Below are 24,094 nucleotides of genomic sequence, written 5' to 3' on the forward strand. Positions count from 1 at the left end.
AACGCCGCGGCCGGCCCCCTCCCTCCCGCCTGTCAAAGGAGACACCCCCGATGAACCCCCTGCTCAATTCCCTGATGGTGGGCGCGGCCGACGCGCCCGTCATCAAACCGGCCGTGGAGCTGGGCACTCCGCTGCTGCTGACCATCGCCGCCGCCGGCGTCGCCCTCCTGCTGGTGCTGATCATCCGCTTCAAGATCCAGGCCTTCGTGGCCCTCCTGACGGTCAGCATCCTGGTGGCCGTCGCCGCCCAGATCCCGCTCAAGGACGTCTTCACGGTCGTCTCCAACGGCGTCGGCAGCACCATGGGCAAGGTCGCGCTGCTGATCGCCCTCGGCGCCATCCTCGGCCGCATGATCGAGGTCTCCGGCGGCGTGCAGTCCCTCGCCGACCACTTCACCGCGAAACTCGGTGCCAGGCGCGTGGCTGTGGCGCTCACCGCCGTCGGCTTCCTCGTCGCCATCCCCGTGTTCTTCGAGGTCGGCATCATCGTCCTGGTGCCGATCGTCTACGCCTTCGCCAAGATCGCCAAGGTCCACCCGGTGAAGTTCGGCCTGCCGATGGCCGGCATCATGCTGGCCATCCACGTCGCCGTCCCGCCGCACCCGGGCATCGTGGCCGGCGCGGGCGTCTTCGGCGCCGACATCGGCCTGATCGCCCTGATCTCGCTGGTCATCTGCGTCCCGCTGGGCTTCCTGTCCTACTGGGTGGCCTCGATCATGAACCGCAGGGACTACGAACTGCTGCCCGCGGTCAAGGCCCAGGTGGACGAGTTCGGCACCAAGTCCCTGGTGAAGGTGGGCCACGACGGTCCCGGCGCCGCCGCCGTCGCCCCGCCGCGGCCGGGCCTGATCATCTTCCTGATCGCCACCCCCATCGTCCTGATCCTGCTCGGCACGGTCGGCACCCTCACCATCGCCAAGAGCAGCGCCTGGTACGGCGTCGCATCCTTCGTCGGCAACCCGTTCTTCGCCCTGCTGGTGGCCGTGGCGCTCTGCTTCTTCCTGCTCGCCGTCCGCCGCCGCTGGTCGCTGACCGAGACCGGTGAAATTTTCGAGGGCGCGCTGCCCCCTATCGCCTCGATCCTCATGGTGGTGGCCGCCGGCGGTGTGTTCGGCAGCGTCCTGCAGGTCTCCGGCATCGGCCAGGCCCTCTCCCAGACCCTCGACACGCTCGGCGTGCCGCTGCTGCTGCTGGGCTTCATCATCTCCCTGGCCCTCCGCGCCGCGCAGGGCTCGGCCACCGTGGCGATCGTGACCACCTCCGGCCTGCTGTCCTCCGCGGTGGCCTCCGGCGGCTACACCCCGGCACAGATCGCGGTGCTGGTCATCGCGATCGGCTTCGGTTCGCTCGGACTGTCCCACGTCACCGACGCCGGCTTCTGGGTGGTGGTCCGCTACTACGGCCTCACCGTCGCCGACGGCCTGCGCACCTGGACCGTGCTGACCACCGTGCTGGGCGTGGCCGGCTTCGCGCTGACCTTCGTGGCCTGGCTCCTGGTCTCGGGCCTCAGCGCCTGATGCGTACCCGTCTGGACACCCTGGTCGCCGGCGCCCTGCAGCAGGGCTCGGCCGTCCCGGCCTTCACCTGCTACGACTTCACGACGGCGCTGGCCGTGGTGGGCGCGGCGGAGGAGGTCGGGCGGGGCATCATCCTGTTGGTGGCGCCGAAGACCGCGGGCACCCCCAACGGCCTGCGGCTGATCACGGCCCTGCGTGGCCTCGCCGACGACGCCCGCGTCCCCGTCGCGGTCCAGCTGGACCACGCCGCGGACCCGCAGCTGATCCTGGATTCTGTCGACGCCGGAGCCGATTCGGTGCTGGTGGACGGCTCCGCACTGCCCTACGAGGAGAACATCGCCCTGGTCCGGGACGTCCGGGCCAGGCTCGAAGCGCAGGGCCGGGACGACATCGTCATCGAGGCCGAGCTTGGCGGCCTCGCCGGCGACGAGGACCGCGCCTTCGGCCCCGACGCCGGCGGGAACGCCGCCGGTCACGAGGCGGGCCTGACCGATCCCGGCCAGGTGGAGGACTTCGTGGCCCGCACCGGCGCCCGGCTGCTTGCCGTGGCCGTGGGCAACGTCCACGGCAAGTACCGCGGCGAACCCCGGCTGCGGTGGGACGTCCTGCAGGAGGTGGCCGTTCGCGTCCGGGTGCCGCTGGTGCTTCACGGCGCCTCTGGGATTCCGGCCTCCGAGCTGGCCAAGGCCCCTGCGATGAACGTGGGTAAGGTCAACTTCAACACCGAGCTGCGCACCGGCGTGCTGCAGGCCCTCACCGAGCAGCTGCCGGTGCACCGGGCCGACGGCGAGAACCTGCAGGGCCTGCTAGGCCACTGGACCGGCTCCGCCCGGAGCTTCGCGGCCGCGTCCCTGGCGGCCCTGGCCCGGTAGCACGGGTACCCGGCTACGCAGGAAGTCTGCAAAGCGGCGGGAGGCTAGGATCAACCCATGATCCTGGCCTCCCTCGTCTTTGCCCTGCTGGCAGCCCTGCTCCACGTCTACATCTTCATCCTGGAGTCCTTCCAGTGGACCCGGCCCGCGACATGGAAACGGTTCGGCCTGGCCTCGCAGGCGGACGCGGAAACCACCCGCCCCATGGCCTACAACCAGGGCTTCTACAACCTGTTCCTGGCCATCGGCGCGTTCGTAGGCGCCGGCTGCGTGGCCTTCGGCGGGCCCGGGACGTCCGCCGCCGTGGTCGGCTGGACCCTGATCCTCAGCTGCTGCGGCTCGATGCTGCTGGCGGCCCTGGTGCTGGCCCTCAGCGGCAGGAAGTACCTCCGCCCCGCCGCCACCCAGGGCACCCTGCCGTTGCTCGCCGTCGTGCTGGGCCTCGCCGCCATCCTCGCCTAGCCCACCCCGGCCGCGCTCGCCGGTCCTTCCCGCCCTTACCCCGGCCCGCGGCGCTGGGCCACAATGGTGCTGTGGACAGCGTGAGGGCGGTGTAGCCCCGCCATGACCGGGGGCTCGGGGCAGCGGGGGACCGGAACCCGGAGCACGGACGGCCGTGATCCGGCGATCGATCTCGCCCGGCTGTTCTGCCTGGCCCTGGTGGTGGTTGGCCACACGCTGATGGTCAGCCCGGTGCTGCACCCGGACGGCACGGTCACCTCGGAGAACACCCTCGGCAACGAACACTGGTTCGAACCCGTGGTCTGGGTGCTGCAGGTGATGCCACTGTTCTTCGTGGCCGGTGGCGTGACCGGGCTCTACTCGTGGCGGCGGTTGCGCTCCCTCGGCGGAACGGCCTCCGAATTCATCCAGGCCCGGCTGCTGCGGCTGATCCGCCCGGCCGCGGTGCTCCTGGCGATGATGTTCACCGGATTGTGGGTGGCCCGGCTGGCGGGGGTGGACCCGCAGGTGGTCCAGCTGCTGGCCAGCGGCGCGGGCATGCCGCTGTGGTTCCTGGCGGCGTACCTCGCCGCGCAGTTGAACCTTCCGTGGCTGGCCGCCCTGCATGCGAGGGCCCCGTGGCTGACGCTGGCCGGGCTGGTGGCCCTGGTGGCGGCCGTCGACTGCCTCCACGGCGCGGTGCCCGGCCTGGCGTACGCCAACATGGTGTTCCTCTGGTGCGCCGTGCAGCAGCTCGGGTTCCTGCTGGCCGACGGGACGCTGCGGCTGGGCCTTGCGGCCCTGTTGGGCCTGGTGGCCGGCAGCAACGCCGTCCTGGGCGCGGTGGTGGTGCTGCGCCTCTATTCCGGGAACATGCTGGTGAACCTCAATCCGCCCAACCTCACCCTCTTCCTGCTGGCCGTCTCACAGGCCGCGGCCCTGCAGCTGCTGCGGCCCTGGCTGGTCCGGCTGGCGGCCCTCCGGCCGGTCGGGGCCGTCCTCGCCGGCGTCGGCCGCCGGTCCATGACCATCTACCTCTGGCACCTGCCGCTGATCGCTGCCGTCTCCGGGCTGCTCCTGCTGACCCGCCTGGCGCTGCCCGCCGGCGGCAGCGCGGCCTGGTGGTGGACCCGTCCGCTGCTGCTGCTCGCCGTCGCCCTCCTGCTGCTGCCCGTCCTGGCCCTCTTCGGGAGGCTGGAGGAGCGGCCGACGGCGCCCGGGCCGCCCCGGTCCAGGCCGGCCACCGCCGTGGCCACCGCCGCCGTGGTGGTCTTCCTGCCGGTGGTCCAGGCCGCCGTCAACGGACTGACCGTGGGGCTGCTGGGCGGCGGTGCCGCCTGCTTCGCGCTCGCCGTCCTGCTGCTGGGCCGCGTTCCGGTGCGCGCCCCGGCGCCCGATCGGCCCGATGCGGGGGACCCATTGCCACCCCCGGAGATACATGCCAAGGTCGAACCATGACCGAGAGCGCGGCAAGAACCGAAGACACCTTTGGCCCGGACGTCACCACCACCCGCAACGACGCGCTGCACCGGTACGAGCTGCACGTCGGCGGCGAGCTCGCCGTACAGGCCCGGTACATCGACCGTCCGGGCCACGTGGACTTCACCCACACGGAAACCGAGGAACGGTTCGCCGGCCGGGGACTGGCCAAGGTGCTGGCGCACTTCGCCTTGGACGACGTGGTCGCCTCCGGCAAACGGATCATCCCGCACTGCCCGTTCATCTACCGCTACCTGCGCAAGCACGAGGCCTACAACCAGTGCGTCGATTGGCCGGAGCGGCCGCCCGCCGGTGCCTGACAGCTTGTGAGCCCGGCAACAAGCTCGTATGGTTAGCTCTGAGTTATGCAGTTGGCTCACGGACGTGTCTTTTGGAGTATCCCGTGAACCACAAACTGCGTGTGCTTGTCCGTGTTGATGCCGATACCGGCCACGTGACCTTGGAAGCCTCGGGTTGCCTCACCCAGGACAGCTACCCCGCCCTGCTGCACATTATGCGCCGCTCCAGCCGCCTTGCCGCCGGTGCGGACGTGACCCTGGACCTGTACGGCGCCTCCCACCTCGATCCCGAGATCCTGCTGTCCCTGAGGGAATCCTCGTCCTCCCGGGCTGAGGGTTTCGCGCTGGAACTGCTGGAGCCGGCGGAACTGCCGGTCTGCCTGGCCCACGTGGGGCCGGCCGCCGGGGAGCTTGCCGACGACGACGAGGCCGGCGCCTTGGGCGACGACCGGCTGGACGCTCCGTCCACCACCGCTGACGTGGACGAGGACCCGGTGGAGACCGGGGAGCGCATCCAAGGCCTGGAGCTGGCTCAGTACTTCGAGGGGACCCTGGACCCGGCGGTGACCGTGCGGGCACTCTCGGACGATGCCCTCGGCCAGCTGGCGGACGCGCTGTACCGGCATCTCGACACCACCCACCCCTCCTTCGGCGCGCACACCTGGTATGACCTCGCCGCCGAGGAACTGCAGCACCGCTACCGCCGTGAGGACGGGCTGGCCGGGGCCGCCCCCGAGCTGACCTCCGGGCTGGCCATCGACGCCTCCGCAGGGCTGACCCCGGAGGACATCTCCGCCATGGACCAGGCCGCCGAGGTGCTCGCCGGGGAAGACCTCGACGAGGCTGGCCCCGAGGTCACCGAACGCGCTGCGGCCGAACTGGCCGTCCGAACCCAGGACCGTGACCCGCTCCGGGCTGCCGTCGACGGGGATAACGACGACACCCCCGACGGCGAACGAACCGCCGGCCCAATTTCCGCCTAAGCCGGTTCTATCTGAGTCTGATATTGCCTGAGCCTTTTGTGCCTGATTGCAGGCGGGACCGGGACTAGGCTTCAGCTATGACTGCAGAGACCGCCGGAGCCACGCCCGCATCCACCGCCCTGGTCACGGGCGCCACCGCCGGGCTCGGGGCCGAGTTCGCCCGCCAGCTGGCCGAGCAGGGCCACCGGCTGGTCCTCGTGGCCCGCGACGCCGGGCGGCTGCATGCCGTCGCCGAGGATCTGGAGAACAGCTTCGGCGTGACGGCAGAGGTGCTCCCGGCCGACCTGACCGAGGACACGGGCGTGGCTGCCGTCGTCGCGCGCCTCGCCGATCCCGCCCGCCCGGTGGAGATCCTGGTCAACAACGCCGGCATGGGCCTGCTCCGCTCGTTCGCCGAGAACCCGATCGAGGACGAGAAACGCCACCTCAAGCTCCACGTCGAGACGGCGATGGAGCTCTCGCACGCCGCCCTGCAGGGCATGCTTCAGCGAGGCTCCGGCCGGATCATCAATGTGGCCTCCGTCGCCGCGTTCCTGCCGCGGGAAACCTACTCGGCCGCGAAGGCCTGGCTGCTGAGCTTCAGCCGGTGGGCCAACATTGCATATGCCTCGCGGGGCATACAGGTGACGGCCGTCTGCCCCGGCTTCACCCACACCGAATTTCACGACCGGATGGGCATGGACAAGTCCGTGGCACCGTCCTGGATGTGGCTGAGCGCCGAACAGGTGGTCCGTGAGGGCCTGGCGGACAACGCCCGGGGCCGCGGCGTTTCCATCCCCAGCCGGCGCTACAAGGCGCTGATTGCGGCCGCGCGGCTGCTGCCGGCGAAGCTCGTGGCCGGACCGCCCCGCCGGGCTAAGTAGCGGCCCGGCGGCGGATCAACAGCACAACGGCGATCCCCACACAGGCGCCGAGCAGCGTCTCCACCGCCCGTTCGGCCACCAGCAGGTGCGGGTCGGCGGGTGAGGAGAGCTGGGTCATGAGCAGGATCACGGGGGTGAAGAACACCATGGCCAGCCCGTAGTGCCGGGCCATGAACAACTCCGTACCGAACTGCAGCACGATTACCAGCACCGCGACGGCGGCGGTCTCGCTGCCGGGGAACAACCGCAGCGGGGAGCCTGCCCAGGGGAAGAGCACTGCCGCAACCACCAGCAGACCCAGCAGCGTGCCCACAATCCGGTGCAGGCCGCGGTAGACGCTGCTCGGCAGGTCGGCTCCGGCCAGCGGCACAGCCGCCGCTGCCATCGCCCAGTGCGGGTGGCCGCTGCCGCTGAGCACCCCGATGCTGCCGGCCGACCCGACCGCGGCCAGGTAGCGGGCGGCATGGATCCAGGCCGCCCGGCGGCGGGCACCGCGCAGGGGCGGCACGGTCCGTCCCGCCCCGCGCACCCACTTCCGGGTGCGGACCCAGCCGGCGAAGCCGACCAGGATGGAGAACGCCGCGGACCCGGCGCCGATCAGGACCGCAGCCGGTCCCGGAACGGGGGTGGGGATGGACGCGCACGCGCCGAGGGCCAGGAGGCCAAAGAACGGACCGTTCGGTTTCAGGTTCACCCGGTCCGCGAAGAGTGAGCCGACGGCGGCGAGGCCGGACTCCACGGCCACGAGCGTCCAGGAGTGCAGGTGGTTGACCGAGAGCAGCACGCCCACGGCCAGGCCGCCCACCAGGACCAGCGCCGCCTGCAATTGGTGCCGGAGCCTGAGCTGGTGCGGTTCGGAGCGGCCGTACATGCCGGTCAAGGCACCGAAAACGGCGTAGACGATCAGGTCCGCCCGCCCGGCGGCCAGCAGCGCCAGAGAAGGCACTGCGACGCTGAGCGCCACACGCAGCGCCGAGGCGTGGTCCCGGTTGGCCGGTCCCAGCGAGTGCAGACCCTTGGCGTGGCGGATCAGGGAGGACAGCGGCGTGGACAGCAAGCGGACCTCCTGCGGTGTTGCGGTGGGGAAGCGGGTGGGGGAGAGCGGATGGGGGTCGAGGCCGGGACGGCATCGAAGCGGGCCGGGAGCCGCCAAAGGCCCGCCGTGGCCGCCGCCCCGGTGGGGACGGACGGGCCGCGACGGGCCTCGGAGGGCGGGGCGCTGGGCCGGGGTGGCTAGGCCGGTGCGCCGACCTTGCCGCCGTCGGAGTCGCCCGTAGCAACCAGGGGCATATCCATGTGCTCCAGGTCGATCAGCGGGTTCTCGTCCTGGGTGGCGACCAGTTCCCGGGCCTCGGCCTGGGTGTCCACGCTCGGCATGGAGCCGGGCAGCGGCATCTGGGCGGATTCGCGCAGGAAGTAGATGGCGACGGCGCCGATCGCCGAGGTGGCCATCAGGTAGTACGCCGGCATCATGTCGTTGCCGGTGGCCGAGATCAGGGCCGCGACGATGAACGGCGTGGTGCCGCCGAAGATCGCCACCGAGAAGTTATACGCGATGCCCATGGCGCCGTAGCGGCTGGCCGTCGGGAACTGGGCCGGCAGGGCGGAGGCCAGGTTGGCGACGTAGAACGTCACGGGGAACGCGATCAGCGCCAGGCCCGCCAGGGTGGACCAGATCTCGCCGACGCCGATCAGCATGAATGCCGGGGTGGCCAGGACCACGGTGCTGATGGCACCGATCCAGAGCACGGGCCGGCGGCCGATCCGGTCGGAGAGCTTGCCGGTCAGCGGGATGCAGAGGCTCATGACCACCAGGACGGGGATGGTCAGCAGGGTGCCGTGCACCTCGTCGTAGCCCTTGGACTCGGTGAGGTAGGTCGGCATGTAGGAGGTCAGGGCGTAGCCGGCGGTGTTGGCCGCGGCCACCAGGATCATGGCGGTGATGATCGAGCGCCAGTAGGCCTTCACGATGCCCACCGGGCCCTTGGAGGCGGCGTCATCCGCGGCGGAGGCGTCCTTGGAGAGGTTCTCCTGGGCATCCAGGGTGGCCTGGAACTGCGGGGATTCCTCGATCTTGCTCCGGAAGTACACGGCGACGGCGCCGAGCGGGCCGGCCACGAGGAACGGGATGCGCCAGCCCCACTGCTCCATGGTGTCCTGGCCCAGGGTCAGCTGCAGGACGGACACCAGCGCGGCACCGAGGGCGAAGCCCAGGTAGCTGCCCATGTCCAGGAAGCTGGCGAAGAAGCCGCGGCGCTTGTCCGGGGCGTATTCGCTGACGAAGGTGGTGGCGCCGGCGTATTCGCCGCCGGTGGAGAAGCCCTGGATGAGCTTGAAGACCACCAGCAGCACGGCGGCCCAGATGCCGATCTGTGCGTAACCCGGCAGCAGGCCGACGGCGAAGGTGCTCGCCGCCATGATCAGCAGGGTGGCGGCCAGGACCTTCTGGCGGCCCACCTTGTCGCCCAGCCAGCCGAACACGACGCCGCCGAGGGGGCGGGCGATGAACGTGGCAGCGAAGGTGCCGAGCAGGAAGAGGGTTTGGACGGTCTTGTCCGCCTCGGGCAGGAAGACAGGGCCCATGGTGGTGATCAGGTAGCCGAACACGCCGACGTCGTACCATTCCATGGTGTTGCCGACGATGGTTCCGCCGAGGGCCTTCTTCAGCATCGGCTGGTCAACGACGTTGACGTCGGACTCGCGGAGCCGGCGGCGGCGGAGGCGTGGCTTCTTGGCGGCGACGGGTGCGCCAGGGTTGGTTCCGGTGGCGTTGGCTACGCCTGCGGAAGAGTCGGTCGTGCTTCGGTCTTTGGGCATTTGGGAGGCTCCTGTGGAGGTCATTTGCTTGCGACTTCTAGCTGCCCCGCTCTGGGCAGGCTCTCAATTTTACGGGATTTCCGTAGTCATTCCGATTTTTGTGCCGTAGGATGCCCCTTTTTCGGCAGCCGGACGCCCGGGGCGGGCGCGGAGCCGTGGCCGCATATTCCGCGTCATCACTGGGAAGTAAGCAGTGAGCTTATTAGTTTGGTAACAATTGGGCCGCGACCGCCCCGAAGGCCCGGATTTCGGGCGTTTTAGCGCCGTTCCAGCCTGATTTCGGGGAGCTCGAACCAGTCCGTGGGGAGCAGTTTCCGAGTGCCGTCCGGGGTAAAGCCGTGCCGGGCGTAGAAGGCCCGCGCCCGGGGGTTGTCTTCGAGGACCCACAGGTAGGCCGGGCCGGGGCCGACGGCGGCGTGCAGCAGGGCCGCGCCGAGGCCGGAACCGTAGGCGGCCCGCAGCGTGTAGATCGCGTAGAGCTCTTGTTGGTCCGGCCGGTCCTCGTCCCGTCCGGGGCCGCCGTGGGCGAACCCGACGATCCGGCCGCCGTCGTCGAGGGCGATCACCGGCGCGGACGGGCCCACCAGGGAGGGCCGCCGGCTTTCCGTCCGCTCCGGCAAGGAGGCGCGGCGGGCGGCGAAGAACTCCGCCGGGAGGACGTGGGAGTAGCACTCCTCATGGGCCAGCGTGTGCATCTCGACCAGGGCTTCGGCGTCGGCGGGCGTGGCCTGCCGCAGGTGGTATTCCATGCCCCCAGCCTAGAGACATGGCGACGGCGGCAGACCTACCATGGTGGGACGCTTCATTTCATCGCGGAAAGGAAGAGTCATGGCGGATCATCACTCGAAAGAGCAGCTTGAGCCGGAGGTCGCCCAACACCTCACCGAGTCCATGGACAAGGTCCCCGGCCCGGAGATCAAGCGGCCCGCCCCGCCGTCGCCGGCGGACGGCCACCCGTGGCCGGACGGCAGCGGCAAGCACCACCACCCCAGGGACCGCGACTCCGTCCACTCACAGCAGGGCCAGCAGGTGGCCGACGCCGCCATGCACCGCCAAAGCCGGCCGCAGATCCCGCACCACGACTAGGCCGGGTTTCGTTTGCGGCCGCCGCTGGCCCGTCCCTAATCCGTGGCGAGCCAGGCCATCGCGGCGACGACGGCCGCCGTCGTTCCGGTCCTCAGGGTGGGGTCAATGACGGGCGCAAAGTGCGGGGAGTGGTTGGCCGAGATGTCCTGCGTGACCGTCCCGGCAGACTCCGCCGCCGCGTACGCTTCCGGGTCGCTGCCGCCCAGGCCCCAGTAGGTGTAGGGCGTGCCCAGGGCGTCGGGTATCTCGCTGAAGTCCTCGCTGGCGGATTGCCGGTCCAGGCCGGACGCCTGCGCGCCGAAGTGCCGGCGGAAGGCGGCGTCGACCCGGGCCGTGGCCCCGCCGTCGTTATTGGTGAGCGGATAGTGGTCGTAGAACTCGAACTCCGGCTCCTTCGGGGACCCGGAGGCCAGGCACTCGCCGGTTACGATCCGCCGGACCGCGGCGATGATCTGCTCCCGGGTGGCCGGGCTGAAGGTGCGGATGTTCAGTTCCAGCTCTGCCCGGTCGGCGATGATGTTGCTCTTGGCTCCCGCGCTGAGACGGCCGATGGTCAGGACGGCGAACTCTCCGGGTGCCACCTCGCGGGAAACGACCGTCTGCAGCCGCAGGGCAATCGATGCCGCCAGCACTACCGGGTCCACGGCGAGCTGGGGCATGGAACCGTGGCTGCCCCGCCCGTGGAGCGTGATTTTGACGCTGTCCGCGCTGGAGAGGACCGCGCCCGGCCGGGTCCGCACCTGGCCGGCGGGGAACGCCAGGACATGCTGGGCCAGCGCCACGTCCGGCGGAGGAATCAGGTCCGCCAAGCCGGCGTCGACCATCCGCCGCGCCCCGTCCGCCACCTCTTCCGCGGGCTGGAACAGGGCGATGTAGGTGCCGGCCCAGGAGGCTTTGCCTTCCGCTATCAGGCGGGCGGCGCCGAGCAGGCAGGCGACGTGCACGTCGTGGCCGCAGGCGTGGGCCACCGGTACGGTGCCGCCGCGGCCGTCCGCGGCGGTGTCCGTGCTGGCATAGAGCAGCCCGGTGTCCTCCGCCATGGGGAGGGCGTCCATGTCGGCGCGCATCAGCACGGTGGGCCCGTCGCCGTTGCTCAGGATGCCGACGACCCCGGTGGTGCCGATGTTCTCGTGCACCTCGTAGCCGAAGTCCCGCAGCAGGCCGGCCGCCAGGGATGCCGTCCGGGCCTCCTGATGGCCCAGTTCGGGGTGCCGGTGCAGGTCTTTGTAGAGTTCCTCCTGCCATGCCGCGATCCCCGCCGCGCCGGCGGCGATCCGGGCTCCGGGGACCGCGGACTCCGGGGCTTCCTGGTGGTCGTTGCGCCTGGTCTCGCTCATGGTCCGGTCCCTTCATCGCTGGAATGGCTCAGGTTTGGAAAGCTTCAGGTTAGGAAAGCCGCAGGTTTGGAAAGCTTCAGGCCTCGTCAGCCGAATTCGACGACGACGTCGGCCGGATTTTTGTCCAGCCTCCAGCCGCGCCAGACGGGGTGACGGAGCTTCCCGGTGGCCGTCCACTCGCCGAACGTCACCTCGCCCACCAGCTTGGCCGAGACCCAGTGCGCGTCGGCGGCGTCCGCGGCGGGCACCTCGTCGAAGGGTGGCGTCTTGCGCGGGATCGCGTCAAGGGTCCGGCGCATCTCGGCGAGCTCGCGGGTGCTGAAGCCGGTTCCCACGCGGCCGACGTAGCGGAGTCCCGAACCGTCGGGGATCCCCACCAGGAGGGACCCGACGGTGTCGCTCCGGCCGCCGTTGCCCGGCCGCCAGCCGCCCACCACCACCTCCTGGGTCCGCTCGAATTTCAGCTTCAGCCAGGACCGGCTGCGCTGGCCGACGTAGCGGCCGCCCGTGCGCTTGGCCATGATGCCCTCGAGGCCCAGTTCCTGCGCGCTCTCAAGCAGATGCCCGACGTCGGCGTAGATCACCTCGGAGAGCTGCACCGGGCAATCGCCCCGGGATACGGCCGCGAAGAAGGCATCCAGCCGTTTCCGCCGGGATGTCAGGGGGCGGCGGCGCAGGTCCTCGCCGCCGTCGGTGAGCAGGTCGAACAGCATCAGCCGCACCGGGGTGGCGGCCCGCGCCCTGGCCACGTCGCCGGCCTTGGTCAGCTTCATCCGGCCCTGCAGCAGCCCGAAGTCGGGTCGCCCGGACGGGCCGACGGCGATGATCTCGCCGTCGGCGGCGAAGTCCTGCGGCGGCCAGCAGGACCGGTCCGTCAGCTCGGGGTAGCTGGCGGACATGTCGATCCCGTTGCGGCTGATCAGGCGGATCCGCTGCGCGTCGCCGAGCACCAGGGCCCGGACGCCGTCCCACTTCAGTTCGAACTGCCAGTCACTGTCGGTCAGGTCCGCGCGCTTTCCCGGGCTGGCCAGCATGGGGGAGAGCTGGGCCGGGTCCGGGGCGTCGGCCTCCGACGTGCCGCTGTCGCCGTCTTCGCCCGCCCCGCCGTCGTCACCCTCTCCCTGCCCGCCACCGTTCGGCCCGGGGCCGTCGCCGTCATTCGAATCCTCGTGGTGTTCCTTGGCCTCGTCCATCAGGTGGATCAGCCACTGGTCCTTGGCCTGGCCGGTGTGGATGAGGGCGAAGCGCCGGGCCCCACCCAGCCCGCCGCCGTCCTGCCCGGTGAGCGTGGCGATGACCTCCTTGCCGGCGATCCACTTCTCGCACTCGTAGGTTCCGCGGTCCCAGATGCTGACGGTTCCGGCGCCGTACTGGCCCTTGGGGATGGTCCCCTCGAAGCCCGCGTAATCCATCGGGTGGTCCTCGGTCTGCACCGCCAGGTGGTTCTTGGCCTTGGACACGGGCACTCCCTTGGGCAGCGCCCAGGAGACCAGCACGCCGTCGCGCTCCAGCCGGAAGTCGTAGTGCAGCCGGCTGGCGTGGTGTTCCTGGATGACGAAGCTCTCCCGGCGGGTCCCCTCCGCGGCACGGTTGCGGTGCCGCTCGGCGGTGAACGGCTCCGGGGTGGCGGCGGCGTCGCGCTTGGTGCGGTACTTCTCCAGGCGCGGGTCGGTGTCCCCGCCGTCGCCCGGGGCAGCAACACGGGCGCCGCCGTCGTGCTTTCCGGAAATCACGGCGAACGGGTCCTTGCCGGCGGCCACCCGCTTCATCACCTCGCGGTAGTCCAGCTGGTGCAGGGTCGGCGCCGCGAGCTCCCGCCAGGTGCGGGGCGCGGCGACGGTGGGCCGGAGCCGGCCGCGCAGCGAGTACGGGACGATCGTGGTCTTGGCCGCGTTGTTCTGGCTCCAGTCGACCAGGACCTTGCCGGTGCGGAGGGTCTTCTTCATGTCGCTCACGGCCAGGTCCGGGTGGTCGGCCTCGAGGGCCCGGGCCAGCTCGTGGGCGAAGTCGGCGATCTGGTCCGAGCTCTGCGTGCCGTCCAGGGCGGCGTAGAGGTGGATGCCCTTGCTGCCGCTGGTCACGGGCACGGGGTCGAGGCCCACGTCCCGGAGGATGGCCCGGGCCAGGGTGGCCACTTCCACACATTCGGCCAGGCCCGCGCCCTCGCCCGGGTCCAGGTCGAGGACCAGGCGGTCCGGGGGCAGCGGATCGCCGCCGGAATCCACCCGCCACTGCGGCACGTGGATCTCGAGGGCGGCGATCTGGGCCAGCCAGGTGAGGGTGGCCGGATCGTTGACCAGGGGGTACTGGACGATGCGGTCCTTGTGGGTGATGGACGCCCGAGGCACCCAGCCGGGGGTGGAATGGTCCAGGTTCTTCTGGAAGAACATCTCCCCGGGCGCGTCCGCGGTGCCGACGCCGTGCACCCAGCGTTTGCGGGTGGCCGGGCGGTCCGCGGCGGCGGGGATCAGGACGGGTGCGACGGCGGCGTAGTACGCCAGCACGTCGGCCTTGGTGGTGCCGGTCTCCGGGTACATCACCTTGTCCAGGTTGGTCAGCACCAGCTCCCGGCCGTCCACCCGGACCCGTTCCTTGCCCTCAGCCACGGGGCTTCACCTCCGTGCCGGTCTGGTGTTCACTTGAGCCATGAGAGCCATCTGGAAAGGCGCGATAGCGTTCGGCCTGGTCAACGTCCCCGTCAAGGTCTATAGCGCTACCGAGGATCACGACATCAGCCTGCACCAGGTGCACAACGCCGACGGCGGGAGGATCCGCTACCAGCGCCGCTGCGAGGTGTGCAACAAGGTCATCGACTACGAGGACATCGACAAGGCGTACGAGGACGATGGCCGGACGGTGATCCTCAGCCGCGAGGAACTGAAGTCCATTCCGGCGGAGAACAGCCACGAGATCGAGGTGGTGCAGTTCGTCCCTGCCGACCAGCTGGACCCGATGATGTTCGAGAAGAGCTATTACCTGGAGCCGGATGCCAAGTCGCCGAAGGCATACATGCTGCTGCGCCGGGCGCTCGAGGACACGGACCGGGTGGCGGTGGTCCAGTTTGCGCTGCGGGAGAAGACCCGTCTGGGCGCCCTGCGGATCCGCGGCGACGTGCTGGTCCTGCAGAGCCTGCTCTGGGCCGACGAAGTACGCGAGGCCAACTTCCCGGCCCTGGAGACCACCGTCCGGATCTCCGCCCAGGAGCGGGAGATGTCCGCTGCCCTGGTCGATTCGATGGCGGCCGACTTCGATCCGGCGCAGTTCACCGATGACTACCAGCTCCAGCTGCGGCAGCTGATCGACGCCAAGATCGAGCAGGGCGACTCGCTGGACACGGAGGAGACCTTCGGCGCTCCGGCGGCGGAGGCGGGCACCGGCGAGGTGATCGACCTGATGGACGCCCTGAAGCGGAGCATCGAACGCAAGCGCGGCGGCGGGTCCGACGGCGAAGCCTCCGAGGGCTCGTCCGGCGGGTCCGGGGGCGCCACGTCGGGCACGACGAAGACTGCCGCCGCCAAGGCTGGCACCGCCAAGACCGGCACCGCTAAATCCGGCACCGCCAAGACCAGCGCAGCCAAGACCAGCGCAGCCAAACCCGCGGCCGCGAAGACGGGCACCGCGAAGTCGGCCGCCGGCACGTCGGCCGGAACAAAGTCTGTCGGCACCAAGACTGCCGCAGCCAAGACAGGCGCCGCTAAGACCAGCGCCGCCAAGTCCGGGACCGCGAAGACGGCGGCGCGGAAGGGCGCCTAAGCCGGGGGAGGCCGCCCGGGGCAGCGCCGACACCGCCTAGGAGTTCCGCAGAGCGGAGATGAGCTCGCTCTTCTTCTTGGCCGAGTAACCGGTCAGGCCGATTTCCTTGGCGCGCTTCTTCAGTTCCGGGACCGTCCAGTCCTCATAGTCGCCCGAATGGCCGCCCTTGCTGCCCACGTTGGAACGCCCGCGCTTGGCCGCGGCGTTGGAGATCCGTGCCGCCTTCTGCTTGGAGGCGCCGTCCTCGAGGAGCGCCTCATACATCTCGGGGTCCTTGATGCTTGGGCTTTCGGAGCCTTGCGGTGCGCCCTTCTTGGTCGGCATGCCTACCCCTCCTGATCGGTCCTGAACCGTCCTGAATCCGTGCGGTGCCGGAGCCGGCCGGCCCCCTGCGCCCTTTCTGCCCACGCTAACCACGGGCGGAAGCGAACACAAGCATTTCGTCAGCATGCTGACCAATCGTCCGTGGGGCCGCTACATCCGGGAACCGTGGTGACCTGCGCGGCGTCGTCCCAGCCGGAAGCCGAGCCAGAAAGCCAGTGTGAGAAGTCCTGCCCCCACCAGCAGGTAACCCGCACGGGCCAGGTCGTCCATCAGGATGAAGTCGTCCGAGAAGAATGACTGGTCGGCCAGCGGGGCATAGGCAAACCAGCCGGCACTCCGGCGCGGTGCTTGGAGTGCGGCAATCCCGGCGGCGATGGCTGCCATCCCAAGGAGCGGCACTAGGAGCACTTGCCAGCGAAAGCGCGAGCCGGCCGGATGAGATTCCCCCGAAGTCATGGCCCCAGCCTAGCTCCGCCGCCTTGCATCCCAAGGAAGCCCGGGCCTTAAAGCGAAAGGCCGCCGCCCCGTCCCGCGAGGGGAGGGGGCGGCGGCCTTCCGGCGTCGGTGACTACTCGGCGTCGTGGTCCGTTTCGAGGATCTGGACCAGGCGGTCGAGGGCGGCGTCGGCGCCGTCGCCCTCGGCACGCAACACCACAACCTCGCCGTGCGAGGCGCCCAGGCTCATCAGCGAGAGGATGCTGGCGGCGTCCATGGCCTCGTCCGCGGGTTCGCCGAGCCGGGCGATGGTGATGTCCAGATCGAACTCGCCCGCGGCCTCGGCGAAGATGGCGGCCGGGCGGGCGTGCAGGCCCACGCGGCTGGCGATGGTGGCGTTACGTTCGGTCATTGTTGCTCCTAGATTTTCAGCGTGGAAAGGTCTGTGGTGAACCGGCTCAGACGGTGACGGGGACCGGTTCCACCGTATCAACGGTCTTCTTGACTGCCCAGCGCTTCAGCGCGATTACCGACAGGGCGGTAACCACGGTGCCGACGGCGATCGCGACGACGAACATCAGGAAGTTGTCGATGGCGAAGAAGACGAAGAGTCCGCCGTGCGGGGCCTTGGATCCGACGCCGGCCGCCATCGAGATGGCTCCTGTCACCGCGCCGCCGAGCATGCTGGCGGGGATGACGCGCAGCGGGTCGGCCGCGGCGAACGGGATGGCGCCTTCGGAGATGAACGAGGCACCCAGCAGCCAGGCGGCCTTGCCGTTTTCCTGCTCGGCCAGGCTGAAAAGCTTCTTGTTCAGGACGGTCGAGGCCAGGGCCATGGCCAGCGGCGGAACCATGCCGGATGCCATGACGGCGGCCATGATCTGCCACGGGGCCTGGTTGTCGATCGAGGCGGCGCCGAGGCCGGCGACGGCGAAGGAGTAGGCAACCTTGTTGACCGGGCCACCGAGGTCGAAGCACATCATCAGGCCGAGGATCACGCCGAGGGCGATCGCGCCGGCGCCGGTCAGTCCGGAGAGCCAGGAGTTCAGGCCGTTGGTGATGGCCACGATCGGGCCGCCGAGGATGACGAACATCAGGCCGGAGGCCACCAGCGAGGCCACCAGCGGGATGATCACCACGGGCATCAGGCCGCGCAGCCACCGGGCCACCTGCAGGCGGCCGATGACGAGGGCGATGTAGCCGGCCAGCAGGCCGCCGACGATGCCGCCGAGGAAGCCGGCGCCCATGAAGCCTGCGACGGCGCCCGCGACGAAGCCGGGGGCGATGCCCGGACGGTCGGCGATCGCGTAAGCGATGTAACCGGCCAGCGCCGGGACCAGGAAGCCCAGCGAGAGGGCGCCGATCTTGAACAGGACGGCACCGAGGTAGGCGCCGAGCGGGCCCCAGGCGTTGTCCGGGTACTGGGTGGGCAGGTTGAAGAGGGAGTTCTGCAGGACGATGTTGTCCGCGAACTTCGTGATCAGGTAGCCGCCCATGAGGAAGCCGAGAGCGATCAGCAGGCCGCCGCCGGCGACGAACGGGATCATGTAGCTGACGCCGGTGAGCAGGGCCTTCTTCAGCTTCTGGCCGACGTGCTCGCCGCGCTCCTCGGCCTCGTGCTCGGCCTGTTCCTCCGCGCCGAAGTGCGGGACGCGGCGGGCGTTGGGGTTGTCCGCGGCGGCGAGGGCCTCCTGGACCATCTTGTCCGGCTCGTCGATGCCGCGCTTGACCGGGGCGTTGATGACGGGCTTGCCGGCGAAGCGCTCCTTGCCGCGGACGTCGACGTCGACCGCGAAGATCACCGCGTCGGCGGCGGCGATCACGGCCGGGTCCAGCGCCTTGGCGCCCGAGGAACCCTGCGTCTCGACCTGCAGGTCGACGCCGACCTCCTTGGCCGCGGCGACGAGGGAGTCGGCGGCCATGTAGGTGTGCGCGATGCCGGTGGGGCAGGCGGTGACGGCGACGAGGCGCTTGGCCCGCGCAGCACCGGCGGTGCCGGCGGCGCCGGTGGCTGCCGGTTCGCCGGGAGTTGCCGCGTGGGCGGCGGGCTTGTCGGCCAGGGCACCCTCGACCAGCTCCACGACCTCGGCCTGGCTGGACGCGGCGCGGAGGGCGGCGGTGAAGTCCTTTTTGATCAGGGACCGGGCGAGCTTGGAGAGCAGCTTCAGGTGCTCCTGGTCGGCGCCTTCCGGGGCGGCGATGAAGAAGATCAGGTCCGCGGGGCCGTCCTTGGCGCCGAAGTTGACCGGGTTGGAGAGGCGGGCCATGGCCAGCGTGGCCTCCGTGACCGCCGTCGAGCGGCAGTGCGGGATGGCGATGCCGCCGGGCACGCCGGTGGCGGTCTTGGACTCACGGGCGAAGGCGTCGGCGAAGAGGCCCTCGACCTCGGTGGCGCGTCCGTTGGCTGCAACCTTGCCTGCCAGGTGCCGGATCACGTCCTCGGGTGAAGTGCCGAGATTCTGGTCGAGCTCGACCAGTTCGGGAGTGATGAGCTGGGTCACTGTCAATCCTTTGTCAGGGCCGTGATGGTTACGGCATCGGGGGTGGTTTGGTGCACTGCCGGGACTCGGGAGCCGGGCAGGGAGGCGGCGGCGGCACCGTGGGCCACCGCCTGACGAAGGCAATCAGCCGGGGCGGCGCCCTGGCTTGCGGCGAGCAGGTAGCCGGCCAGCGACGAATCGCCGGCGCCCACCGTGCTGACCGCGGTGACCGGCGGGTGCGTGGCGAGCCACGCGCCGTCGGCCGTCACAAGAACCGCACCCTTGGAACCGAGTGTGGCGAGTACGGCGCCCACCCCGGAGCGGACGACGGCGGCGGCGGCCGTGGCGGCTGCCTCCGGATCGGCCTCGAGCTCCTCGGCGGACTTGTCAGTGGCGAAGCCGGCCGCTGCAGCCAGTTCCGCCAGTTCCTCGGCGTTGGGCTTGAGCAGGTCCGGCATGCCGAGGGGGTCGCCGGAGACCGCTGCGGCGAGGGGTTCGCCGGAGGAGTCGACGGCGATGAGGGGTGCCTCGGAGCCGTCGTGGGTGGAGCGCAGCCGCCGGGTGACGGTGGCGTAGAAATCGGCCGGAACTCCGGGCGGGAGCGAGCCGGCCAGGACCACCCAGCTGGCGCCGCGGGCGGAGTCCAGCAGCAGCCCGATCAGGGCCTCCTGCTGTTCGGCGCTCAGCACCGGGCCGGGTTCGTTGATCTTGGTGGTGACGCCGCCGGGTTCGGTGAGGGCCACGTTGCTGCGCAGCGGCTCCCCGATCGGCAGGGCGGCGAAGGGCACCTCGGTATCCCGGAGCCCGGCCAGGACCGGGTCGGCCTCCGCGCCCGGGAGCACGGCGAGGGTCTTCAACCCGGAGGCCACAAGGGCCCGGGAGACGTTGACGCCCTTGCCGCCGGATTCCTGCCGGACGGAGAGGGCGCGCTGGACTTCGCCGCGCTGCAGGGGACCCGGGAGGGCGACGGTTCGGTCCAGGCTGGGGTTGGCGGTGAGGGTGACGATCATGCGACCACCACCTCCACTCCGGCGTCCGAGAGCGCGGCCGCGAGGGCCGGACTGGGATTCGAGTTGGTGATCACGGTGTCCAGATCTTTCAGGGAGGCGAACTGGACCAGCGTTTCCGCGTCCAGCTTGGAGGAGTCGGCCAGCACCACGATGCGGCGTGCCGAGCGGACGAAGGCGGCCTTGACGGCTGCTTCTTCAGGATCGGGAGTACTCAGCCCGAAGGCCGCGGAGATGCCGTTGGTGCCGATGAAGGCGATGTCCGGCCGGATCCGGCCGGCGGCCTCCACGGTGGACTGGCCGACGGCGGCCTGGGTCAGGCCGCGGACCTTGCCGCCGAGCAGGTGCAGGGCGATGCCGGTCTCGCCGGAGAGCCTGGCCGCGATCGGCAGGGCGTGGGTGATGACGACGAGTTCGGCGTCGGCACCATTGCTGCCGGCGCCGGTTCCGGTGGTGCCTGCCGCCGAGCGGGCGGCCAGCATGCCGGCCAGGGCCTCGGTGGTGGAGCCGGCGTCGATCAGGATGCTGCCGGAGCGGTCCTCGGGGATCAGGGCCAGGGCCGCCGCGGCGATCCGGGTCTTCTCCGAGGGTCGCAGGACCGTGCGTTCGAGGATGCTCTCCTCGGTGGTGCTGATCCGTTCAGGGGAGACGGCGCCGCCGTGGACCCGGCGGACGCTGCCGGCGGCCTCGAGGGCGGCCAGGTCCCGGCGCACGGTTTCGGTGGTGATGCTGAAGCGCTCGGCGAGGTCCGTCACGCTGGCCCGGCCGCTGGCGGCCACTAGCTCAACGATCAGTTGCTGGCGTTCCTCGGCGAACACTTGCCCTCCATTGCGGCGTTGACGTGGCTGCGGATCCTGCTGGCCCCGACTTCGGTGACCGCTGTCACATCGAAGTGGAATTGATTGACTTTATCTTTGATCATGTGGCTTTGTCAACGAAAAACCACACGAACAAAGAACGTTGGTGTGGGGGTTTCGGTGGCGGGGCCCGGAGGGGTGGGGCGGATGCTGCTTAAATGCCGGATGCCGGGCCGGACCTGTGGGGTCCGGCCCGGCATCCGGGCGGTGTTATGCGGGTCCTCAGTCCGCCGGGACGGCGGGCCTCGGGCTAGATGCCGGCGTCGCGGCTCTCGTTGCGGGTAATGGTCTCGCCGGTGTTGGGGTCAACCACCGAGCGGGTCTCGCTGACGCGGCGGGTGCGGCTGCGGCCGGGGGAGGCCAGGATCAGCGAGGCGATCAGGCCGATCACGCCGACGATCATCAGGATGTACCCGATCATGGTCTGGTCCACGTTGGGGATCAGTCCGGGGGTGATGGCCCAGGCCAGGATGGCACCGAGGGCGATCAGGAAGATGGAGGATCCGATTCTCATTTCTTGCTCCTTAGGGGTCCGGATGGACGGTGTCACTGGCTGAGTCTGGTGAAGTCCTGTGGTGCAGTCGGTATCGAAGAGTCCGGGTCGCGACTAGGGCCGCCGCCTGAAGGGCCGCGGCCAACGCTAAGCATGCTGTCCATTGTCACGCTACAGCCCGGCACCCCCGGATACAACGATTTCGGCCCCGGTTTGACGGAAAAACCGCAGGTGAGGGCGGTTTTTCGCGTCACTTCCGGGTTTCCGCGCCCCTTCCGGACCGGCGCGGCCCGGACCCGGGGTGCGCCGGTCCAGAAGCGCAGCGGATTTCCGGAACCGGCGCGGCAAGCCCGGTTCGACGGCGCGGCCCGGGTTCTCGCTAGGCTGGCCGGATGGAGACGGTTGCCTGGTCCAGGCCGGAGGCGGAGCGGGAGGGCACCCCGCTGCTGGTGATGCTGCACGGTTACGGCACGGACGAAACCCGGATGTCGAACCTTTTCGGCAGCCTACCGTCCGAGTTCACCTGCGCCGCGCTGCGCGGCCCGAAGGTGATCGGCGACGACTACGGCTGGTTCCTGCTGGACTACTTCCTCACCCACGACTTCTCGGACGTGATTTCCGCCGCCAACCGGGTCTTCGCCTGGATCGACTCGGTCAAGGACCGGCACAGCAGCGTCAGCCTCCTCGGCTACTCCCAGGGCATGGCCATGGCCAGCACCCTGCTGCGCCTGCGACCCGAAGGCTTCCGCGCCGCCGTCGGGCTCTCCGGGTTCGTACTGGAGAACGAACTGCTGGCCATGAGTGAGTCGTTTGAGGCCCGCCCGCCGTTCTTCTGGGGCCGGGACAAGGACGACGTCGTCATCAACGACGCCGCCACCGAACACACGGCCGAATGGCTGGAAGAGCACACCCAGCTCACGGCCCGCAGCTACCCGGGGATGGGGCATTCGATCTCGGCGGCCGAGCTGGTGGACGTGGGGGCGTTCCTGCGGCACTACGTCCTGCGTTGACGGAGCCCGAGCCCGGCGGATAATCCATTCGATGGCCCGAATCCGGGTACTTGCGCCCTGTTTTTATAAGCGTTTACACTCTAATTTGGCCAATTTGATCGGCCCACTACTTGCTGGGGAGAAAGGTCTAGGCCCGTGTCGCATGGCTAAGGCACCGCGCGTGACCATCCAGGACGTGGCAGCCCTCTCCGGGCTCTCGATCTGCACCGTCTCCCGTGCACTCCGCAACCTCCCCAATGTGTCCGAAAAGGCGCAGGCCAAGGTCGCGGACGCGGCAGGCAAGCTGGGCTACCGCGCATCCAGCGCAGCCTCCCGCCTGGCCGGAGGCTCCACCGGCGCCGTCGCCATCATCGTCCCCACCGCAACCGCGTGGTTCTTCGCCCAGGCCGTCGAGGCCGCGGAGGAGGTCTTCGCCGACAGCGGCTACGACACGGTGCTGATCAGCCTCCGGAACCGCCCCAGCGTGCAGCGCAAGCTGTTCGGTGACCTGGCCGGACTGGCCCAGCGCGTGGACGGGGTCCTGCTGCTGAACGTGGCGCTGGACGCCGCCGAGGTCGCGGCCCTGGAGGACTCCGGCCTCGCCGTCGCCAGCGTGGGCATGCAGTCCGTGCCCTGGGACAACGTCGGGATCGACGACGAGGAAGCGGCTCGGAAGGCCACCGGCCACCTCCTGGACCTGGGCCACTGGGACCTGGCAATGCTGGCCGGCACGGAGCCGCCGTCGAGCACCGTGGTCACCGCGGACGCCCGGCGCCGCGGCTTCGAACGGGCGCTCGCGGAGCACGACCTGAGGCTGGACCCGGACCTGGTCCTGGATGCCGGCTCCAGCATCGAGGGCGGCCGCCGGGCCATGACCGGACTGGTCGAGAACCGCAGGCTCCCCTCGGCCGTGTTCGCCGGCTGCGACGAAACGGCCTTCGGTGCGCTGATGGCCCTGCGCGACCTGGGCATGTCGGCGCCGAAAAACGTCTCGATCATCGGGATCGACGACCATCAAATGAGCTGGTTCCTGGGCCTGACCACCGTGGCCCAGCCGGTCGCGGACCAGGGCGCCTTCGCCGCGAACCTGCTGGTGGAGCGCCTGCTCCGGCCGGAACCGCCGGCCCGCACCGCACACCTGCTCGAGACCAAGCTGGTGGAGCGGCGCAGCACCCGCCGACGACGCTGACCACACCCCCGGCCCCGCGGCCGGGCAGCAGACCCCCGCTCCACCCCCGAATCTCTACATCCGTCTGGAAGGACACCCGAACCCATGACTGCCACTTCCCCCGAGGCCCTGCCGGCCGACGCCTTCGCCGGCGCCTCCGCCGTCCTTTTCGACCTCGACGGCGTGCTGACACCCACCGCGGTGGTCCACGAGCGCGCCTGGCAGGAACTCTTCGACGGGTACCTCAAGGACGTCCCCGGGGCGCAGGCCTACCGGGAGAGCGACTACTTCGACCACATCGACGGCAAGCCCCGCTTCGACGGCGTCCGCGACTTCCTGGCCTCCCGGGACATCGTGCTGCCCGAGGGCCCCGCCGACGACGACCCGGCCCATGACACCGTGCACGGCCTGGGTAACCGCAAGAACAAGGTGTTTAACGACATCGTCGCCGCCGGCGGCGTGCAGCCCTACGAGGGCTCGGTGCGCTTCATCGAGGCCGCGCTCCAGCGCGGACTCAAGCTCGCCGTCGTCTCCTCCTCCCGCAACGCGGTCCCGGTGCTGAAGGCCGCGGGACTCTCGGACTACTTCCCGGTGGTGGTCGACGGCGTCGTCGCCCTCTCCGAAGGCCTGCCCGGCAAGCCCAGCCCGGCCACGTACCAGTACGCGGCCCGGCTCCTGGAGCTGCCGAGCGAGGAATGCATTGTTGTCGAAGATGCCGTCTCCGGTGTCCAGGCTGGAAGCGCGGGGAGCTTCCACTCGGTCATCGGCGTGGACCGGGGAGCGGGCCGACAGACCCTGCTCGACGCCGGCGCCACCCTCGTGGTCAGCGACCTCGCCGAGCTGCTCTAGCCCGCAGCCGCCACCCACCCCACCCGCACCAGACCCTCCGCCCCG

At 70.2% G+C, this 24,094-nt stretch carries 24 protein-coding genes; 12 read left to right on the forward strand and 12 right to left on the reverse strand.

Translation table 11 applies throughout. The annotated features are described in order from the left end of the window. The first annotated feature begins 50 nt into the window (after positions 1-50). From ACFUCU_RS05505 to ACFUCU_RS05535, 7 genes are all read left to right on the forward strand, one after another. Positions 51-1,517 carry a GntP family transporter gene (locus tag ACFUCU_RS05505; protein ID WP_377971204.1) on the forward strand — a complete coding sequence of 489 codons (1,467 nt, stop codon included), beginning with the start codon at positions 51-53 and terminating at the stop codon, positions 1,515-1,517. After that, the gene (locus tag ACFUCU_RS05510) at positions 1,517-2,389 is read left to right on the forward strand and encodes a class II fructose-bisphosphate aldolase (protein ID WP_377971206.1); all 873 of its coding nucleotides are present in this window, start codon (positions 1,517-1,519) and stop codon (positions 2,387-2,389) included. Before ACFUCU_RS05505 ends, ACFUCU_RS05510 begins: the two co-directional genes overlap by 1 nt. 57 nt (positions 2,390-2,446) lie before the next feature. Next, positions 2,447-2,851 carry a DUF1304 domain-containing protein gene (locus tag ACFUCU_RS05515; RefSeq protein ID WP_377971208.1) on the forward strand — a complete coding sequence of 135 codons (405 nt, stop codon included), beginning with the start codon at positions 2,447-2,449 and terminating at the stop codon, positions 2,849-2,851. Between the two features lie 102 nt (positions 2,852-2,953). Further along, entirely contained in the window at positions 2,954-4,288 is a 1,335-nt protein-coding gene (locus tag ACFUCU_RS05520) for an acyltransferase (RefSeq protein WP_377971210.1), read from the forward strand. Further along, a complete protein-coding gene (locus ACFUCU_RS05525) occupies positions 4,285-4,629 on the forward strand; it encodes a GNAT family N-acetyltransferase (protein ID WP_377971211.1) in 345 nt (114 codons plus the stop codon). The genes ACFUCU_RS05520 and ACFUCU_RS05525 overlap by 4 nt, the downstream gene beginning before the upstream one ends. 83 nt (positions 4,630-4,712) lie before the next feature. Beyond that, on the forward strand, positions 4,713-5,591 hold the full coding sequence (locus ACFUCU_RS05530; RefSeq protein ID WP_377971213.1) for a hypothetical protein: 879 nt from the start codon (positions 4,713-4,715) through the stop codon (positions 5,589-5,591). Between the two features lie 77 nt (positions 5,592-5,668). Then, the gene (locus ACFUCU_RS05535) at positions 5,669-6,454 is read left to right on the forward strand and encodes an SDR family NAD(P)-dependent oxidoreductase (RefSeq protein WP_377971215.1); all 786 of its coding nucleotides are present in this window, start codon (positions 5,669-5,671) and stop codon (positions 6,452-6,454) included. On the opposite strand, the gene ACFUCU_RS05540 is transcribed toward ACFUCU_RS05535, so the two are convergent. The 3 genes from ACFUCU_RS05540 to ACFUCU_RS05550 form a co-directional block, all read right to left on the reverse strand. Next, positions 6,447-7,511: an FUSC family protein gene (locus ACFUCU_RS05540; protein ID WP_377971217.1), complete on the reverse strand. Its 1,065-nt coding sequence runs from the start codon at positions 7,509-7,511 to the stop codon at positions 6,447-6,449. The genes ACFUCU_RS05535 and ACFUCU_RS05540 overlap by 8 nt on opposite strands. 176 nt (positions 7,512-7,687) lie before the next feature. Continuing rightward, entirely contained in the window at positions 7,688-9,271 is a 1,584-nt protein-coding gene (locus tag ACFUCU_RS05545; protein ID WP_377971219.1) for an MFS transporter, read from the reverse strand. A 257-nt stretch (positions 9,272-9,528) separates the two neighbouring features. Further along, positions 9,529-10,020, reverse strand: coding sequence for a GNAT family N-acetyltransferase (locus ACFUCU_RS05550; RefSeq protein WP_377971221.1), 492 nt, complete (start codon positions 10,018-10,020; stop codon positions 9,529-9,531). A gap of 79 nt (positions 10,021-10,099) precedes the next feature. On the opposite strand from ACFUCU_RS05550, the gene ACFUCU_RS05555 reads away from it, so the two are divergent. Continuing rightward, positions 10,100-10,357, forward strand: a complete 258-nt coding sequence (locus tag ACFUCU_RS05555) for a hypothetical protein (RefSeq protein ID WP_290256956.1) — start codon at positions 10,100-10,102, stop codon at positions 10,355-10,357. Between the two features lie 35 nt (positions 10,358-10,392). Here ACFUCU_RS05555 and ACFUCU_RS05560 read toward each other — a convergent pair whose 3' ends face one another. Together ACFUCU_RS05560 and ACFUCU_RS05565 are read right to left on the reverse strand one after the other, a co-directional pair. Then, a complete protein-coding gene (locus ACFUCU_RS05560; protein ID WP_377971224.1) occupies positions 10,393-11,694 on the reverse strand; it encodes an amidohydrolase in 1,302 nt (433 codons plus the stop codon). An 86-nt stretch (positions 11,695-11,780) separates the two neighbouring features. Then, positions 11,781-14,300 carry an ATP-dependent DNA ligase gene (locus tag ACFUCU_RS05565; protein ID WP_377971226.1) on the reverse strand — a complete coding sequence of 840 codons (2,520 nt, stop codon included), beginning with the start codon at positions 14,298-14,300 and terminating at the stop codon, positions 11,781-11,783. Between the two features lie 40 nt (positions 14,301-14,340). Between ACFUCU_RS05565 and ACFUCU_RS05570 the strand changes: the two genes are divergently transcribed. After that, positions 14,341-15,447, forward strand: a complete 1,107-nt coding sequence (locus ACFUCU_RS05570) for a Ku protein (RefSeq protein WP_377971227.1) — start codon at positions 14,341-14,343, stop codon at positions 15,445-15,447. A gap of 36 nt (positions 15,448-15,483) precedes the next feature. On the opposite strand, the gene ACFUCU_RS05575 is transcribed toward ACFUCU_RS05570, so the two are convergent. The 7 genes from ACFUCU_RS05575 to ACFUCU_RS05605 all read right to left on the reverse strand — a co-directional run bounded on the left by ACFUCU_RS05575 (position 15,484) and on the right by ACFUCU_RS05605 (position 21,064). Further along, on the reverse strand, positions 15,484-15,771 hold the full coding sequence (locus ACFUCU_RS05575; protein WP_377971229.1) for a Rho termination factor N-terminal domain-containing protein: 288 nt from the start codon (positions 15,769-15,771) through the stop codon (positions 15,484-15,486). A gap of 150 nt (positions 15,772-15,921) precedes the next feature. Next, positions 15,922-16,227, reverse strand: a complete 306-nt coding sequence (locus ACFUCU_RS05580) for a hypothetical protein (protein WP_290256952.1) — start codon at positions 16,225-16,227, stop codon at positions 15,922-15,924. Between the two features lie 112 nt (positions 16,228-16,339). Further along, the gene (locus ACFUCU_RS05585) at positions 16,340-16,618 is read right to left on the reverse strand and encodes an HPr family phosphocarrier protein (RefSeq protein ID WP_290256951.1); all 279 of its coding nucleotides are present in this window, start codon (positions 16,616-16,618) and stop codon (positions 16,340-16,342) included. 46 nt (positions 16,619-16,664) lie between these two features. After that, entirely contained in the window at positions 16,665-18,707 is a 2,043-nt protein-coding gene (locus tag ACFUCU_RS05590; protein WP_377971230.1) for a fructose-specific PTS transporter subunit EIIC, read from the reverse strand. A gap of 2 nt (positions 18,708-18,709) precedes the next feature. After that, entirely contained in the window at positions 18,710-19,696 is a 987-nt protein-coding gene (locus ACFUCU_RS05595) for a 1-phosphofructokinase family hexose kinase (RefSeq protein WP_290256949.1), read from the reverse strand. Next, entirely contained in the window at positions 19,693-20,511 is an 819-nt protein-coding gene (locus ACFUCU_RS05600) for a DeoR/GlpR family DNA-binding transcription regulator (protein ID WP_377971233.1), read from the reverse strand. The genes ACFUCU_RS05595 and ACFUCU_RS05600 overlap by 4 nt, the downstream gene beginning before the upstream one ends. Before the next feature lie 289 nt (positions 20,512-20,800). Further along, positions 20,801-21,064 carry a DUF6458 family protein gene (locus ACFUCU_RS05605; RefSeq protein WP_290256947.1) on the reverse strand — a complete coding sequence of 88 codons (264 nt, stop codon included), beginning with the start codon at positions 21,062-21,064 and terminating at the stop codon, positions 20,801-20,803. A gap of 371 nt (positions 21,065-21,435) precedes the next feature. On the opposite strand from ACFUCU_RS05605, the gene ACFUCU_RS05610 reads away from it, so the two are divergent. The 3 genes from ACFUCU_RS05610 to ACFUCU_RS05620 all read left to right on the forward strand — a co-directional run bounded on the left by ACFUCU_RS05610 (position 21,436) and on the right by ACFUCU_RS05620 (position 24,049). Next, positions 21,436-22,053, forward strand: a complete 618-nt coding sequence (locus ACFUCU_RS05610; RefSeq protein ID WP_377971235.1) for an alpha/beta hydrolase — start codon at positions 21,436-21,438, stop codon at positions 22,051-22,053. A 160-nt stretch (positions 22,054-22,213) separates the two neighbouring features. Further along, positions 22,214-23,221, forward strand: coding sequence for a LacI family DNA-binding transcriptional regulator (locus tag ACFUCU_RS05615; RefSeq protein WP_377971237.1), 1,008 nt, complete (start codon positions 22,214-22,216; stop codon positions 23,219-23,221). A gap of 84 nt (positions 23,222-23,305) precedes the next feature. Next, on the forward strand, positions 23,306-24,049 hold the full coding sequence (locus ACFUCU_RS05620) for an HAD family hydrolase (protein WP_377971238.1): 744 nt from the start codon (positions 23,306-23,308) through the stop codon (positions 24,047-24,049). Positions 24,050-24,094 lie beyond the last annotated feature (45 nt).

Source organism: Arthrobacter sp. NPDC057259 (genome assembly GCF_042668995.1).
Lineage (GTDB): Bacteria > Actinomycetota > Actinomycetes > Actinomycetales > Micrococcaceae > Arthrobacter.